Raw genomic sequence first — 15,494 nt, forward strand, 5'->3', positions numbered from 1 at the left:
CTACGGTGACCCTAGCATAAATCGCATCGGCATCAACAACACCAAAGCATATTCCCGCCTTTGGTTGCCACACGAATTTTCATCCTGACCTGTTTGTGAGGGGCAGGAATGCAAAAAGGGGGGAACGCAAAGATATAAATTAAATGCACGATTGTCCTTGATTTCTAGACGCAGTCGCACATTATCGAGGCCAGTACCTGATTCATCTGCCCCTTGCCGAGATAAGAAAAAACGCCATGCCCGATACATCTCCCCCCCGGCGCGGTCGGGGCCGACCGCCCAAGACCGCCCGCGCGCCAGAGGGCACACGCGCCATGCTGGTCCGTGCAGGCGTTGATTTACTGACAGAAAAAGGCTTTTCCGCCACCTGCGTGGATGATGTGCTGCACGCTACGGGCATCTCGAAGGGATCATTTTATTACTGCTTCAGCAGCAAGGAGGATTTCGGGCAGGTCCTGATCGAGGACTACGCCAGATCCTTCAACGCCCGGCTGGAGCTGTGGCTGCACGAGCCAGATACGCCCCCGCTGCAGCGCCTGCTCAACTTCGTGCATGATGCACGCGCCAACATGCAGCATCATGGTTTCCGCCGGGGCTGCCTGATCGGCAACCTCGGGCAGGAAATCGACATGCTGCCCGATTCGTTTCATGGACTCCTGCTCACGATCATGAACGGGTGGGAAAAGCGCGTGAATGCCTGCCTGCTCGCAGGCTTTGGCACCCGGGCCACCGCTGCGCAGAAGCGCACCAGCATGCAACTCGCCCGCTATTTCTGGATCGGGTGGGAAGGCGCGGTGCTGCGGGCGCGCATGGAGCATGCGCCCGAACCGCTGGACCTGTTCACGACCTTCTACATGGCGCAGGCGGCAACATCCCTGGGGATCAGGCCGCCCGCGTGCCAGCCCCCTGCTACCCCGCGCGTATCGCCCGCACAGCCTGCGCCCGCGCAAACAGCTCAAGCAGCAAACTGACCGCCTGCCTGCGCGCGCGCAGCGCGGGGGGAGTCTTTTCGGGCGGGGTATCGACCAGCCTGCGGGCATCCTGCGCTGCAAGGCGGAGCAGCATGTCAACATGCAGCGGGCTGGCCAGCCGCAAATCAGGCAGGCCGGACTGGCGCCTGCCGGTCAGGTCGCCACCGCCACGCAGGCGAAAATCCTCATCGGCAATCAGGAATCCATCTTCCGTCTCGCGCAATAGCGCCAGCCTGCGCCGCGCGGTCTGGCCAAGCGCACTGTCATGGAGCAGAAGGCAGTAGGATTCCGCCTGCCCACGCCCCACGCGCCCGCGTAGCTGGTGCAGTTGCGCCAAGCCAAAGCGCTCGGCGTGTTCGATCACCATCACCGTGGCATCGGGAATATCCACCCCCACCTCGATCACGGTGGTGGCGACCAGGATGCGCGTGCGCCCGGCGGCAAAATCGGCAATGGCCTGCTCGCGCAGCGCAATATCCTGCTGGCCGTGCGCCAGCCCCACGGCATCCGGGCCAAAATGGGCGGCAAGGGCATGGTGCCGGGCCTCGGCTGCGGCAATGTCAACGGTTTCGCTCTCGCTCACCAGCGGGCAGACCCAGAAGATCCGCGCGCCGCGCGCCAGCGCCCGCTCAAGGCCCGCCAGCAGGTCGTCCATGGCCGAGAGCGCATGCAGCGAGGTGCGCACCGGCTTGCGGCCAGCAGGCTTCACATCGAGCCGGCTGACCAGCATGTCCCCCCACTGGGTCAGCAGCAGCGAGCGGGGAATGGGGGTGGCGGTCATGACCAGCACATCGGTCTGGTGGCCTTTCTCGCCCAGCATGGCGCGCTGCTCCACGCCAAAACGATGCTGCTCGTCAATCACGGCCAGGGCAAGATCCTCAAACACCACGCTTTCCTGAAACAGGGCGTGGGTTCCGATCACCATCCGGGCCGTGCCATCGGCAATACTGGCCAGTGCCGCGCGCCGGGCCTTGCCCTTCACGCTGCCGCTGAGGAACGCCACCGGCACGGGGGAGAGTTTTTCAAACGTGGCCAGATGCTGGCGGGCGAGGATTTCGGTCGGTGCCATCAGGGCGGCCTGGTGGCCTGCCTCCACCGCGCCCAGCATGGCCAGAAGCGCCACCAGTGTCTTGCCCGCGCCTACGTCACCTTGCAACAGGCGCGTCATCTGGCGGGGGGCGGCAAGGTCGGCATCGATTTCGGCCAGCGTGCGGGTCTGGGCCGTGGTCGGCTCGTGGCCGAAGCGCGACAGCGCCACCGCGCGCAGGCTGCCATCGCTCACGATGCTGCGCCCCGGCCGCAGGCGGTTGAGCCTGCGCGCCTGCGCCATGGAAACCTGCTGGGCCAGCAGGTCATCACAGGCAAGCCGCGCCCGCGCCCGCTCGGACGCGCCGACCAGGGCCTCGCCCTCCATCAGTTCTGGAAAGTCGCACGGGCGGTGCAGCGTGCGCAGCGCCTGCTCGAAGCCGGGCCATTTGCGCTGCGCCAGCACGCTGGCATCCTGCCATTCCGGCAGGGCGGGAAAGACCGCGAACGCCGCCCGGATGGCGCTGCGCACCTGGCTGGGAAACAGCCCCGCCGTAAGCGGCCAGACCGGGTCGAGCAGCGGAATTTCGGCCAGTCGCGCCTGCAGCACCAGATAATCGGGGTGCGCCATGCTCAGCCGCTCCCCAAAGCGCTCCAGCGTGCCTGACACGGCAATATCCTGCCCGGCCTCAAGCCTGCGCACCTGATGGGGGGAGAAGAACACCAGTTCCGCCTCCGCCGTGCCGTCACTCACCACCACGCGCCACGGCCGCCTGCCGCGCCCGCCGCCCGGCGCGGGCGGCACCACGCGCATAATCGTGACCAGCAGCGTGCACACCCGCCCGGTTTCCACCGCGCGCAGGGCAGGGCGGTAGCGCCGGTCCACCACCGATTCCGGCAGGTGGAACAGCAGGTCGATCACCCGCCCGCCCCCGGCCACCCGCGCCAGAAGCTTCGCGGTGGCCGGTTTCACGCCCTGCAGGCTTTCAATCCCCGCAAGCAGCGGGGCAAGAACGGAATTGGCGGGCGGGGGTGGGGTATCGGACACGCGGCGGTTCATCCTGCGGGGTGGCATGCTTGTCATGCGGGCTGACATCTGCCCGCATGAGGGCTATAGGACACCTGCGTTACGGAACAAAACACAACCATACAGGGGTGGAACGCAATGGAAGCCAGAACGCCTGATCTCTCCCGCCTCGATACGCGGCGGCGCAAGATCTATTACCGTGCCACACATCGCGGCACGCATGAAACCGACGTGCTGATCGGCGGGTTCGTCGCCCCCCGGCTCGAGGGCATGACCGAAGCCGAGCTTGACGCGCTCGAGGCGGTAATGGACCTGCCCGATGCCGACCTGGCCGACTGGCTGAGCGGCCGCCGCCCGGTGCCGCCCGAACTCAACACGCCCATGATGCGGCAGATCATGGCCGATGCCACCGATCCCGCCCGCCTTGCCGCGATCCGGGGCGGAAAATGACCGATACGGCAGGTTTCTCGCTCGCACCCGGCGCCCCCGTTCCCGTATGGGGCGTGCCGGATGGGTATGACGCCTTCCTGCTCGCCCGCCGCCTGGGCGAGAACGAAGGCCCCGTGCTGCATGTGTGCCGTGATGATGCCTCCATGGCGCGCATTGCCGACCAACTGGCCTTTGTCGCACCCAGAGCGGAAATCCTGCGCTTTCCGGGCTGGGACTGCCTGCCGTATGACCGTGTCTCCCCCAACCCCGCCATCATCGCGGAGCGGGTGGCCACCCTGACCCGCCTGCTGGAAAAGGCCGCCGCGCCGCGCATCGTGCTGACCACGGTAATGGGCGCCATCCAGCGCGTGGCCCCGCGCGCGGCCTTTGCCGGGCAGTCGATCACCATAAAGACCGGCGAAAGCCTTGACGCGCCTTTCCTGATGGAGCTGCTCATCGCCCATGGCTACAACCGCACCGACACGGTGATGGAGCAGGGCGAGTTCGCCACCCGTGGCGGCATTTTCGATATTTTTCCCGCAGGCGAGGCCGAGCCCGTGCGCCTCGACCTGTTTGGCGACGAGGTGGAGAACATCCGCCGCTTCGACCCCGGCACCCAGCGCTCGACGGCGAAGATCGACAGCCTGACCATGCGCCCGGTGGCCGATTTCAGCCTCGACCCGGCCAGCATATCGCGTTTTCGCACCGGTTGGCGCGACCTGTTCGGTCCGGCTGCCGCCAATGACCCGCTGTACCAGCACATCTCCGATGGCAGGCGGCACGCGGGCATGGAGCACTGGCTGCCCCTGTTCCATGAACACATGGAAACACTGGTGGACTACCTGCCCGGCGTGACCATCTCGCTCGCCAACCAGGCCGGGGAGGTGCTGGCCACCCGGCTGGAAATGATTGCCGACCACTACGACGCCCGCAAGCAGCCAACGCGGGAAGGGGAAGTGCCCTACCGTCCGCTGCCGCCGCACCTGATGTATCTCGACCGCAAGGGCTGGGATGCAATGATTGCGGGCAAGAAGGCCGTGGTGTTCATGCCCTTCGCCCAGCCCGATGGCGCGCCGGGCATGGATGCGGGCGGCAGGCCGGGCCAGATATTCGCCAAGACCGTGACTGAGGGGCGCGAGAACGTCTTCCCCATGCTGCATACACGCGTTGAGGAATGGGCGCAGACCGGCAGGCGCGCCTATGTCACGGCCTGGACGCGTGGTTCATGCGAGCGCATTGGCGTGCTGCTGCGCGAATACCGCCTGCCGGTGCAGACCTTTGCCACATGGAAAGAAGCGCAGAAGCTCAGGCCCGGCACGGTGGGGCTGCTCACGCTGGGGCTGGAGCGCGGCTTCGTTGCCGACAATTTCGCCTTCATCTCCGAGCAGGACCTGCTGGGAGAGCGCATCTCGCGGCCGCCCCGGCGGCGCAAGAAGGCGGACCAGTTCATCTCCGAAGCCTCCGAGATCGCCGAAGGCGACCTGATCGTCCATCAGGATTACGGCATTGGCCGTTATGACGGGCTGGAGACCATCGGGGTCGGCACCGCGCCGCATGACTGCCTGCGCCTGATCTATGATGGCAACGAGAAGCTGTTCCTGCCGGTCGAGAACATCGAACTGCTCAGTCGCTTCGGCTCCGACCAGGCGCATGTGGCACTCGACAAGCTTGGCGGCGTGTCGTGGCAGTCGCGCAAGGCGAAGATGAAGCAGCGCATCCGCGACATGGCGGGCGAACTCATCCGCACCGCAGCCGCCCGCGCCTTGCGTGAAGCCCCGGCACTGACGCCCGAAGAGGGGCTGTGGGATGAATTCTGCGCCCGCTTCCCCTTCATCGAGACCGAGGACCAGTCCCGCGCCATCGCCGATGTGCTGGACGACATGGCATCTGGCAAGCCGATGGACCGGCTGGTGTGTGGCGATGTAGGCTTTGGCAAGACCGAAGTGGCGCTGCGTGCCGCCTTTGTTGCCGCCATGTCGGGCGCGCAGGTGGCGGTGGTGGTACCGACCACGCTGCTGGCCCGCCAGCATTACCGCACGTTCTCGGCCCGCTTTGCCGGGCTGCCGGTCAATGTGGCGCAGCTTTCGCGCATGGTTACGGGCAAGGAGGCGACTGCCGTGCGCAAGGGCCTGGCCGATGGCACGGTCAATATCGTGATCGGCACCCATGCCCTGCTGGCCAAGACGGTCAAATTCGCTGACCTCGGCCTGCTGATCGTCGATGAAGAGCAGCATTTTGGCGTAGCCCACAAGGAAAAGCTCAAGGCCCTGCGCGAGGACGTGCATGTGCTCACCCTTTCCGCCACGCCGCTGCCCCGCACGCTGCAACTCGCCCTGACCGGCGTGCGCGAGATGAGCCTGATCGCAACCCCGCCCACCGACCGGCTGGCGGTGCGTACCTTCATCATGCCGTTCGACAGCGTGGTGATCCGCGAGGCGATCCAGCGCGAGCGCTTCCGCGGCGGGCAGGTGTTCTGCGTGGTGCCGCGCATCGAGGATCTCGACCGCATGGCCGCGCGCCTGCACGAGATCGTGCCCGATGCCAGGCTGGTGCAGGCCCATGGTCGCCTCAGCCCCACCGAACTGGAACGGGTGATGACCGAATTCAGTGATGGCAAATATGACATCCTGCTCTCCACCAACATCGTGGAAAGCGGGCTGGACATGCCTGCGGTCAATACGCTCATCATCCACCGCGCCGACATGTTTGGCCTGGGCCAGCTCTACCAGTTGCGCGGGCGCGTGGGGCGCGGCAAGCAGCGCGGCTATGCCTACCTGACCTGGCCGCAGACACATGTGCTCTCGGCCGCAGCCCAGAAGCGGCTGGAAGTGATGCAGACACTCGACACGCTGGGCGCAGGCTTCACACTCGCCTCGCACGACCTTGACCTGCGCGGGGCAGGCAACCTGCTTGGTGATGAACAGTCGGGCCATATCCGTGAAGTGGGCATCGAGCTGTACCAGCAGATGCTCGAGGATGCCGTGGCCGACCTGCGCACCGAAAAGGGGCGGCGCAAGCTGCAGGACCGCGACTGGACACCCAACATCATCCTTGGCCTGCCGGTGCTCATACCCGACAGCTACGTGACCGACCTGCCGGTGCGCCTTGGCCTGTACCGCCGCATCGCGGCCCTGGCCAATGATACCGAGGTCGAAGCCATGGAGGCCGAACTGGTCGACCGCTTCGGCACGCTGCCCGATGAGGTGCGCAACCTGCTTGATGTGGTAACGCTCAAGCGCCTGTGCCGCGAGGCCGGGGTGGAACGGCTCGAAGCAGGCCCCAAGGGCATGGTCATTCAGTTCCGGGGCAACACCTTCGCCAACCCGGCGGGGCTGGTGGCATGGATCGGCAGGCAGAAGGACGCCAATGTGCGCCTGCGGCCCGACCACAAGCTTGCGATCATACGCGAGATGACCAACGCCCAGCGCATCACACAGGCGCGCAAGGTGCTTGGCGCACTGGTGCGGATGGTGCATGAGGAGGCAGGCGTCTCGGCCTGAAGCTTCTTGAAAAAAGCTTCACCATTCGTGGCGCGCACTCGCAAAAAAACCTGACAGGCCGATACTGCCTGCCAGGTTCCTGATCCGTCCGGAGTGGGGCTGCTGCCCTTCAGCGAATGGGCAGCGGGATGTGATTGACGGTCATGACGCCGCCCTCCCAGCTGACATCCCACCCCGTTCCGCCCGAGGCCGATTTGTGGCCAAACAGCTTGGCCAGGATCAGGGCGGCGCTGGCACGGGTCTGGCCCGCATTGCGCAGGGTCTCGATCACGGCATCAAGGTTCTGTACCTGAATATGGCCATTGGCGGATGAGGCATCGGTATTGCCGGTCAGGCTGGCATCGCCATTGCCGGTAATCTGCATGGTGCCGCGCTGGGCAGTAAGCGATGAGACATGCAGCGGCACCATCACAGCCTCGGTCGGGTGGCCGGTAATGGCTGTGGCAAGCGGCACGAGCGACGCGCCGGGCACCGAGGCATTGGCCGTGGCCTGCTGGGGCAGGGCATTGACTAAAAGCGTGTTGTGCGAGCCGGTTATGCCAAGGCCCTGCGTATCAAGCGTAAGGGTGGCGGGGGCGGTATCGCCCCTGGCGCCGGCCAGGTGCAGGTGCGCACGGTGGAAGGAGAGCTTCGTCTCCCCGCTGCTCAGCAGCCCGTCCTGCCAGATCAGGTCATAGCTGCGGCCCGCGCGCAGCCCGTCCATGATGGGGGTGGCGGCGGACACGAAATAATCCTGCGCGCAGCCCTGCGAATGATGGCCGGTAAGGGTGGCCAGCAGCACGAGCGAGGCCACATCCTCCATATCACGCAGGGCCTGCGGCCCCAGCCCCGTGCCGCTGGCGGCAATATCGCCTGCGTGAAAGGTCTGGTGCACGTTCCCCGCCAGGGCCAGGTCATAGTTATGGCCTGCCAGCGCGTTGTCGCCATGCGGCTGGGTACTGGCCAGCCGGGCGCTGGCGCAGGTATCGGGCAGGGCAGTCGCCTGCGCCGGACCCGCGCACGCCAGGGCGGCGAGGACCGTTGTGATGAATATGTTTTTCATTTGCAGTACAAACTGGCGTGAATAGGCAGCGGATGCAATCCGGTATAGTCTCCGCTTCCTTTCCCCATAGCATCAGGTGCCCTGCTTCACCATGCTCCGCAGACTTGATTCCTTTCTGGTATGCCTGCTGGCCACCGTTGGCATAGCCAGCGTGCTTCCCTGCCGGGGGATAGGGGTGAGCGTGTTCAATATCCTCGCCATCATCATGATTGCGAACATGTTTTTCCTCCAGGGGGCACGCCTTTCGCGCCGGGCGGTAATGGAGGGGCTGACCGGGTGGCGCATCCATCTTGCCATCCTGCTCTGCACGTTCGTCATGTTCCCGCTGCTGGGCGTGGGGCTGCATGCGGTCTTTCCACGCCTGCTTGATGCCCCGATGTGGACCGGCGTGCTGTTCCTGTGCTGCCTGCCTTCCACCGTGCAGTCCTCCATCGCGTTCACCTCGATTGCGCGCGGCAACGTGGCGGCGGCCATCTGTTCGGCAACGCTGTCCAACATACTGGGCATTTTCATAACACCCGTGCTGGTGGGCATCGTGTTCAGCCGCCATGCCAGCGGCGGCGGGGGCGGGATCATGCCCATCGTGGGGCAACTGCTCGTGCCCTTCATTGCAGGGCAGGTGCTTCAGCCATGGATCGGGGGCTGGGCGCACCGCCACAAGAAGCTGCTTTCCTTTTCCGATCGGGGGTCGATTCTGGTTGTCGTCTATACCGCCTTCAGCGAGGCGGTGACGCAGGGGCTGTGGCACCGCCTGCCTGCCAGCCAGCTTGGCCGCGTGGCGCTGGCCGATGCGGGGCTGCTGGCCCTGGTGCTGGGGCTGACAATGCTGGTGGGGCGCATAGGCGGCTTTGCCCGGGCTGACCGGATCGCCATACTGTTCTGCGGCTCCAAGAAGTCCCTGGCCTCGGGCGTGCCGATTGCCAGCGTGCTGTTTGCCCCCACCGAAGTGGGGCTGATCGTGCTGCCGCTCATGATCTACCACCAGATCCAGCTTTTTGCCTGCGCCACGCTGGCGCGGCGTTTTGGCGCCGGGAAGGTGGATTGACCCCATCTTCCCCCTCGCGCATGGCGGCCCGGGCCGGTATGTAGGCAGGCCGACAATGCCCGCCGGGCATGACAACCGCACGAAATGGTGGAGAGAAATGACAGGACTGGACCCGGATAACTGGGATGCGCTGCGGGCCTTGGGCCACCAGATGGTCGATGACATGATGAACCGCCTGTCCACCCTGCGCGAGCGCCCGGTGTGGCAGCCCATGCCCGCAGCGCTGCGCGAACGGCTGCACACCGGCCTGCCGCATGCGCCCACCCCGCCGGAAGAACTGTACGCCCGCTTTCGCGAACTGGTTGAACCCTATTCCACCGGCAACGTGCATCCCGGCTTCATGGGCTGGGTGCATGGCGGCGGCACGGCTGTTGGCATGCTGTCGGAACTGCTGGTGGGCGGGCTGAACGCCAATTGCGGCGGCCGCGACCATGCGCCCATCGAGGTCGAGCGCGAGGTGATCCGCTGGGCTGCCGAGATGTGCGGCTTCCCGGCTGAAACAACGGGGCTGCTGGTCACCGGTTCCTCCATGGCCAACATGATTGCCGTCATCACCGCCAGCCGCGCCGTGCCCGACGGGCTGAAGATGCGCACCGAGGGCGTGCGCAGCCGCAAGCTGGTGGGCTACGCCGCCGCCACCGCGCATGGCTGCATTTCACGTGCATTCGACCTGACCGGGCTGGGCACGGACAGCCTGCGCGTGATCCCGGTTGATGAACATAACCGCATGGTCCTGCCCGCACTCGAGCAGGCCATCGCGCGCGACCGGGCCGCCGGGCTTGAGCCTTTTATGGTGATCGGCACGGCTGGTACGGTCGATACCGGCGCGATCGATGACCTGAACACCCTGGCCGACATCGCCGCGCGCGAGAACATCTGGTTCCATGTCGATGGCGCATTCGGCGCGCTGGCCATGCTGTCTGACACGCTGCGGCCGCAGTTGCGCGGCCTGGAACGGGCCGATAGCGTGGCGTTTGATTTCCATAAATGGGCGCAGGTCCAGTACGATGCGGGCTGCATCCTCGTCCGCCGCCCCGGAGCCCAGGTTGATGCCTTTGCCCAGTCCCGCGCCTATCTTGCGCGCGAGGACCGGGGCCTTGCCACCAATGGCCCGTGGTACTGCGACCTCGGCCCCGACCTGTCACGCGGGTTCAGGGCGCTGAAAGTGTGGATGACGCTGGGTACCTATGGCGCCGATGGCATGGGCGACATGATTGCCAATTGCTGCGCCATCGCCCGCCACCTTGCCGCCCGCGTGGAGGCCAATCCCCGGCTGGAACTGCTGGCCCCCGTGACGCTGAATATCGTGTGCTTCCGCATCATCGCCCCCGTGGAGGACCTGGACCACTTCAATGGCGAGGTGGTGAAAGACCTGCATGAAAGCGGGATCGCCGCCCCCTCGACCACCATCATCAACGGCCACAAGGCGGTGCGGGCGGCCATCGTCAACCACCGCACCACCAATGCGGATGTCGACCGCATGCTCGACGCCCTGCTCGAACTTGCCGACCGCAGACTGGTCGCAGCCTAAAACACCGTTTAAAAACAACCCATTGATAAGAAATGATAAAAGTTTTTGGGTGCCGCCTTTTTTCAAAAAGGCGGCGTTCTTCGACGCTTTTTGAAAAAAGCTTCACCAAAAACATCCTTATGATTTCTGGATGTTTTCCGGGCTGACTTTTCACACAGCCCCTAAAAAAAGCCCCGCACCAATGACAGGGCGCGGGGCAGGGAAGCGGGAAGCCTTCAGCGGCTGCGCCGCGCGCCCCGCGCTGATTCCTCGCCAAACAGTTCGGACAGATTCTTCATCATCGTGCCGCCAAGTTCCTCGGGGTCGGTAATGGTCACGGCGCGACGGTAATAGCGCGTCACGTCATGGCCGATGCCGATGGCCAGCAGTTCGGTCGTGGTCCGCGTCTCGATATGGGCGATCACCTCGCGCAGGTGGTTCTCGAGGTAGGAGCCGGGATTGGCCGACAGCGTGCTGTCATCCACCGGCGCGCCATCGGAAATCACCATCAGGATGCGCCTGCCTTCCGGCCGGGCGGCAAGGCGGCGCTGGGCCCAGAGCAGGGCCTCGCCATCAATGTTTTCCTTGAGCAGCCCCTCGCGCAGCATCAGGCCAAGGTTGCGCCGCGCGCGCCGCCACGGCATGTCGGCCGCCTTGTAGATGATGTGGCGCAGGTCGTTCAGCCGCCCCGGGTTTTCAGGCTTGCCCGCCTGCACCCATGTCTCGCGGCTGCGACCGCCTTTCCACGCCCGGGTAGTGAAGCCGAGCACTTCCACCTTCACCGCGCAGCGCTCGAGCGTGCGGGCCAGGATATCGCCGCACATGGCCGCCACCGAGATGGGGCGGCCGCGCATGGAGCCCGAATTGTCGATGAGCAGCGTGACCACCGTATCGCGGAAATCCGTATCACGCTCGCGCTTGTAGGACAGCGAGAGCATGGGGTTGACCACGATGCGCGACAGCCGCCCGGCATCGAGCATGCCTTCCTCAAGGTCGAACTCCCACGCGCGGGTCTGCTGCGCCATGAGCTTGCGCTGCAGGCGGTTGGCCAGTTTGGAAACCACGCCCTGCATGCTGATAAGCTGCTGGTCGAGCGTCTGGCGCAGGCGGAACAGTTCTTCCGCGTCGCACAGGTCCTCGGCAGCAATTTCCTCATCAAAAACGGTGGTGAAGGCATGGTAGCCGCGCTGCGGTTCGGCCTCCTCCGCTTCCCCCTCGGCCGGGCCACCGGCCTCTTCCGACCCGCTGGCCGAGCCACCCTGTTCGCCATCATCAGGTTCGTCATCGCTGGCGCCAGTCCCCTGCGACATCTGCATGGGCTGGTTGTTGTCATCCTCCTCCGGGCCGTCCTCCTGGGCGTCGGGGGTGGTGTCGTCAGCGGGTTCCTCATCGTCGCTGCTGGCGGCCTCGGCATCGTTCGTGCCGTCATCCGCCTCTTCCTCGGGCGTGGTTTCCTGCTCGAGCAGATCACACGCCATGAGCAGCCTGCGCGCGGCCTGGGCAAATTCCTGCTGGCTGTCCTGTCGCGCCGCCATCTCGTCAAGGGCGCGACGGGCCGCGGGCGGCAGGTCATCGGCCCAGCGCGCCATGAGTTCACGCATGGATTGCGGCACCGGATGGCCCGACATGCGCTCACGCGCCAGCAACCCCAGCGCAAAGGGGGTGGGCAGCTTGGTGTGGCTGGTCAGGCGGTCAAGGCCCATATCGGCACATTCCTGCGCCAGGCGGGCATCAAGATTGGCGGCCACACCGGCCATGTGCCGTGCGCCAAGGCTTTCCACCCGGGCCTGCTCGAGCATGTCATACACTTCACGCGCTTCGCCCGCGGGGGGGCTGGCACTTTCATGCAGGGTGGCGTTGTGGTGGCGCAGGCGCAGGGCGGCGGCATCGGCGGCACCACGCATGCGGGTCATTTCCGCCTCGGTCATGCGGCGCGAGGGGTGGGGCAGGCGCACATGCGTGCCGGTAACCGACACACCGGACGGCACGGGGCCATTAAGGAACGAGACCTCGGTCTGGGCCTGCCCGCCCACGGCCCGCACGGCGCCCACCGTGGCGCGCTTGAAGCGCTCGGCGGTGCGGGCTTCGTCCTCGGCCTGGGGGGCGGGGGTCTTTTTCCGGTTCTCGCGCATGCGTGCCTGCCCTGTCATCAGCCCCGTGGCGCCAGCGGACTGGCGTTGAAGCAGCGCTGGTAGTACTCCGCCACCGTGGGGCGCTCCGCCTCATCGCACTTGTTGAGGAAGGTAACGCGGAAGGCAAAGGCAAGATCATTGAAAATACGGAAGTTCTCTGCCCAGCTGATGACCGTGCGCGGCGACATGACGGTGGAAATGTCACCCGCGATGAAGCCCGAGCGCGTGAGGTCGGCCAGCGCCACCATGCTTTCCACCCGCTTGCGACCGGCTTCGTCCTTTTGGGGGTCGATGCCCATCTTGGCCAGCACGATGGCGGTCTCCTGCGCGTGGGGCAGGTAGTTGAGCGTGGTCACGATGTTCCAGCGGTCCATCTGGCCCTGGTTGATCTGCTGCGTGCCATGGTACAGGCCCGTCGTGTCACCCAGCCCCACCGTGTTGGCCGTGGCGAACAGGCGGAAGAAGGGGTGCGGGCGGATCACGCGGTTCTGGTCAAGCAGCGTCAGGTGGCCTTCCACCTCCAGCACGCGCTGGATCACGAACATCACGTCGGGACGGCCAGCATCATATTCATCAAAGACCAGCGCACAGGGGTGCTGCAGGCCCCATGGCAGCAGGCCCTCGCGGAATTCGGTGATCTGCTGGCCATCCTTGAGCACGATCGCGTCCTTGCCAATCAGGTCGATGCGCGAGATGTGGCTGTCGAGGTTGATGCGCACGCTCGGCCAGTTGAGGCGGGCGGCAACCTGCTCGATATGCGATGACTTGCCGGTGCCATGATAGCCCTGCACCATGACGCGGCGGTTGAAGGCAAACCCCGCCAGGATGGCCAGCGTGGTGTCGTGGTCGAATTTGTACGACGGGTCGATATCAGGCACATGATCCGTGCGCACCGAGAAGGCGGGCACCTTCATGTCGCTGTCGATGCCGAACACATCGCGCGCCGAAACCTGCAGGTCTGGCGCATTGACGGCCGAAATGGCGGGGAGTGGCGTGCCGTTGGCATCCACGGCGGCAGTTGTCAGGTCTGCTGGTTCGTTCATCGGCTTTATCTCGTCCGTCACTTCGTCTGTTAGGGCCCACCATGACAGCGCAGGGCGGCATATCAGGCCTGGAGTATAAACATATCTGTAACAGGTCGGCCATATGATGGCGCGGCCCGTTTCAGGCGCGCCGGGCCACGTCCTCGCGCGCGCTGGTGGCCACCAGATGGGCGCGCACCGTAGTATAGGCGATGTTGATGCCCTTGAAGCGCTCTTCGGCCTTGCGGTCGCCGCCATTCGCATCGGGGTGATGCTGGCGGGCGAGCAGCTTGTAGCGGGTCTTGAGTTCCTCCATCGACACGGGCCAGCCCAGGTCGAGCACGCCAAGCGGGTAGCGCAGGGCGGGGGGCGCATCGGCCCGGCGGTCTTCATCGTGCTGGCGGCGGGTGCGGCTGCGCGCGCGCGCCTTGGCGGCCCCCCTGAGCAGGTCGAGCGGGTCGATCACGTCATCTTCGCTGAAGGCGCGGGCAGCGCTGCCCTGGCCGAGCTTCCATGAAGGGCGGTCCCATGAGGCATCGGCGCGGATATGCGCCTCGATCTGGCCGGGTGACATGCCGCGATAATAGTCCCACCGTGAATTGTATTCACGCACATGTTCAAGGCAGAACCAGAAATACTTGTTCAGCGCATCACGCGAGCGCGGGGCCCGGTAGCCTGCGGGCTGGTCGCAGCCATGCATGTCGCAGCAGCGGTCCGGCGCATCGGGATCGGGGTCAAAGGCGCGGTGCCGGGTGTTCCTTCTCTTCATCATTCCCGTTATGTGCGCCTGTCCATGCTTCGTGCAAGAGCGAAGCTGTGCAATGAATGATCCCGCTATCATGGAGCCGCCAATGGAACAGCACGCAACCGGCCGGGCCGGACGGATCGACCGCATCATACGCGAACATCTCGCCCCGGTGGAAATCACCATCCACGATGACAGCGCCCGCCACGCCCACCACGTGCATGTGCGCGACAACGGCGTGCAGGCAGGCGAAAGTCACTATAACGTGCTGATCGTCAGCCCCGCCTTCGAGGGCGTGGGCCGCGTGCAGCGCTCGCGCCTGGTGCATGACCTGCTGGCGGGTGAATTCGCAGGCGGCATGCATGCGCTCTCGCTTGTACTGCGCACGCCCGCCGAGCACGCCCGGATGGCCACGGCATGAAACCCGCCTTTCCCTTCGCCACGCGGCGGCTGATGATGGGGGGGCTGCTCACGCTGCTCGCCGCGTGCGCGGGCACGCCTGCCACCACCGCGCCCAACCAGGCCGAAGACATTGCCCGTGTCGAGACCTATCTCAACACCTCACAGGGGTTGCAGGCCAATTTCGTGCAGACATGGCCCGATGGCGGCAAGGGGCAGGGGGTGATGCATTACGACCCCGGCCGCCTGCGGCTGGACTACGCAACGCCGGGCTCAATGAAGCTGGTGGCCGCGAACGGGCACCTGCTGTTTGTCGATCACCGGCGCGAATCGGTCACCCGCATGTCGCTTGGCCGCCAGCCGCTCGGCCTGCTGCTCGACCAGCCCGTGCACCTGTCCGGCCAGATTACCGTGACAGCGGTGCAGCACGGGCCGAACAGCCTGCAGGTCTCGCTGGGGCGGCGTGACAGCGAATCGCAGGGCATCCTGACCCTCGGATTCGCGGATATCGGGGGGAAGCTGTCGCTGCTGGTCATTGAAATGACGGATGTGGAGCGCCAGCACATCCGCCTCGACCTGACCGATACGACGGTCAGCGGCCAGCCCTGGCCTGACGCAATGTTTACCCTCAGCGCCAGCAACTGAC

The 15,494-nt window shown here is 65.5% G+C and carries 12 protein-coding genes; 7 read left to right on the plus strand and 5 right to left on the minus strand.

The features are described 5' to 3' along the window. Positions 1–236 precede the first annotated feature (236 nt). Positions 237–971 carry an acrylate utilization transcriptional regulator AcuR gene (acuR, locus tag HNW77_RS00420; protein ID WP_241694198.1) on the plus strand — a complete coding sequence of 245 codons (735 nt, stop codon included), beginning with the start codon at positions 237–239 and terminating at the stop codon, positions 969–971. On the opposite strand, the gene recG is transcribed toward acuR, so the two are convergent. Then, positions 910–3,057 (minus strand): ATP-dependent DNA helicase RecG, encoded by a 2,148-nt coding sequence (gene recG, locus HNW77_RS00425; RefSeq protein WP_172154512.1) that lies wholly within the window; start codon positions 3,055–3,057, stop codon positions 910–912. The two genes, acuR and recG, sit on opposite strands and share 62 nt — an antisense overlap. 105 nt (positions 3,058–3,162) lie before the next feature. On the opposite strand from recG, the gene HNW77_RS00430 reads away from it, so the two are divergent. Both HNW77_RS00430 and mfd read left to right on the plus strand, forming a co-directional pair. After that, complete coding sequence (locus HNW77_RS00430; RefSeq protein WP_172154337.1) at positions 3,163–3,474, plus strand: succinate dehydrogenase assembly factor 2; 312 nt, start codon at positions 3,163–3,165, stop codon at positions 3,472–3,474. Beyond that, a complete protein-coding gene (gene mfd, locus HNW77_RS00435) occupies positions 3,471–6,953 on the plus strand; it encodes a transcription-repair coupling factor (protein WP_172154339.1) in 3,483 nt (1,160 codons plus the stop codon). The genes HNW77_RS00430 and mfd overlap by 4 nt, the downstream gene beginning before the upstream one ends. 109 nt (positions 6,954–7,062) lie before the next feature. On the opposite strand, the gene HNW77_RS00440 is transcribed toward mfd, so the two are convergent. Beyond that, positions 7,063–7,995: a hypothetical protein gene (locus tag HNW77_RS00440; protein ID WP_172154341.1), complete on the minus strand. Its 933-nt coding sequence runs from the start codon at positions 7,993–7,995 to the stop codon at positions 7,063–7,065. 91 nt (positions 7,996–8,086) lie between these two features. Between HNW77_RS00440 and HNW77_RS00445 the strand changes: the two genes are divergently transcribed. Together HNW77_RS00445 and HNW77_RS00450 are read left to right on the plus strand one after the other, a co-directional pair. Beyond that, positions 8,087–9,040, plus strand: a complete 954-nt coding sequence (locus tag HNW77_RS00445; protein ID WP_172154343.1) for a bile acid:sodium symporter family protein — start codon at positions 8,087–8,089, stop codon at positions 9,038–9,040. 97 nt (positions 9,041–9,137) lie between these two features. Further along, positions 9,138–10,571, plus strand: coding sequence for a pyridoxal phosphate-dependent decarboxylase family protein (locus tag HNW77_RS00450; protein WP_172154345.1), 1,434 nt, complete (start codon positions 9,138–9,140; stop codon positions 10,569–10,571). Between the two features lie 215 nt (positions 10,572–10,786). Here HNW77_RS00450 and cobT read toward each other — a convergent pair whose 3' ends face one another. From cobT to HNW77_RS00465, 3 genes are all read right to left on the minus strand, one after another. Next, positions 10,787–12,682 carry a cobaltochelatase subunit CobT gene (gene cobT / locus HNW77_RS00455; protein ID WP_172154514.1) on the minus strand — a complete coding sequence of 632 codons (1,896 nt, stop codon included), beginning with the start codon at positions 12,680–12,682 and terminating at the stop codon, positions 10,787–10,789. 17 nt (positions 12,683–12,699) lie between these two features. Next, positions 12,700–13,725, minus strand: coding sequence for a cobaltochelatase subunit CobS (cobS, locus tag HNW77_RS00460; RefSeq protein WP_172154347.1), 1,026 nt, complete (start codon positions 13,723–13,725; stop codon positions 12,700–12,702). A 121-nt stretch (positions 13,726–13,846) separates the two neighbouring features. After that, on the minus strand, positions 13,847–14,476 hold the full coding sequence (locus tag HNW77_RS00465) for a J domain-containing protein (protein ID WP_172154349.1): 630 nt from the start codon (positions 14,474–14,476) through the stop codon (positions 13,847–13,849). Between the two features lie 79 nt (positions 14,477–14,555). On the opposite strand from HNW77_RS00465, the gene HNW77_RS00470 reads away from it, so the two are divergent. Both HNW77_RS00470 and HNW77_RS00475 read left to right on the plus strand, forming a co-directional pair. After that, the gene (locus HNW77_RS00470; RefSeq protein WP_172154515.1) at positions 14,556–14,870 is read left to right on the plus strand and encodes a BolA family protein; all 315 of its coding nucleotides are present in this window, start codon (positions 14,556–14,558) and stop codon (positions 14,868–14,870) included. Further along, positions 14,867–15,493 (plus strand): LolA family protein, encoded by a 627-nt coding sequence (locus tag HNW77_RS00475; RefSeq protein WP_172154351.1) that lies wholly within the window; start codon positions 14,867–14,869, stop codon positions 15,491–15,493. The genes HNW77_RS00470 and HNW77_RS00475 overlap by 4 nt, the downstream gene beginning before the upstream one ends. The last annotated feature ends 1 nt before the right edge of the window (position 15,494 follow it).

The organism is Komagataeibacter melomenusus, assembly GCF_013155395.1.
GTDB classification, from domain to species: domain Bacteria; phylum Pseudomonadota; class Alphaproteobacteria; order Acetobacterales; family Acetobacteraceae; genus Komagataeibacter; species Komagataeibacter melomenusus.

What these genes read in the sequence shown, in the direction of transcription:
- acuR (WP_241694198.1), top strand. Translation starts at nt 237, where the DNA reads ATGCCCGATACATCTCCCCCCCGGCGCGGTCGGGGCCGACCGCCCAAG.
- recG (WP_172154512.1), bottom strand. Translation starts at nt 3,057, where the DNA reads ATGAACCGCCGCGTGTCCGATACCCCACCCCCGCCCGCCAATTCCGTT.
- cobS (WP_172154347.1), bottom strand. Translation starts at nt 13,725, where the DNA reads ATGAACGAACCAGCAGACCTGACAACTGCCGCCGTGGATGCCAACGGC.
- HNW77_RS00470 (WP_172154515.1), top strand. Translation starts at nt 14,556, where the DNA reads ATGGAACAGCACGCAACCGGCCGGGCCGGACGGATCGACCGCATCATA.
- HNW77_RS00445 (WP_172154343.1), top strand. Translation starts at nt 8,087, where the DNA reads ATGCTCCGCAGACTTGATTCCTTTCTGGTATGCCTGCTGGCCACCGTT.
- mfd (WP_172154339.1), top strand. Translation starts at nt 3,471, where the DNA reads ATGACCGATACGGCAGGTTTCTCGCTCGCACCCGGCGCCCCCGTTCCC.
- HNW77_RS00430 (WP_172154337.1), top strand. Translation starts at nt 3,163, where the DNA reads ATGGAAGCCAGAACGCCTGATCTCTCCCGCCTCGATACGCGGCGGCGC.
- HNW77_RS00475 (WP_172154351.1), top strand. Translation starts at nt 14,867, where the DNA reads ATGAAACCCGCCTTTCCCTTCGCCACGCGGCGGCTGATGATGGGGGGG.
- HNW77_RS00450 (WP_172154345.1), top strand. Translation starts at nt 9,138, where the DNA reads ATGACAGGACTGGACCCGGATAACTGGGATGCGCTGCGGGCCTTGGGC.
- cobT (WP_172154514.1), bottom strand. Translation starts at nt 12,682, where the DNA reads ATGCGCGAGAACCGGAAAAAGACCCCCGCCCCCCAGGCCGAGGACGAA.
- HNW77_RS00440 (WP_172154341.1), bottom strand. Translation starts at nt 7,995, where the DNA reads ATGAAAAACATATTCATCACAACGGTCCTCGCCGCCCTGGCGTGCGCG.
- HNW77_RS00465 (WP_172154349.1), bottom strand. Translation starts at nt 14,476, where the DNA reads ATGATGAAGAGAAGGAACACCCGGCACCGCGCCTTTGACCCCGATCCC.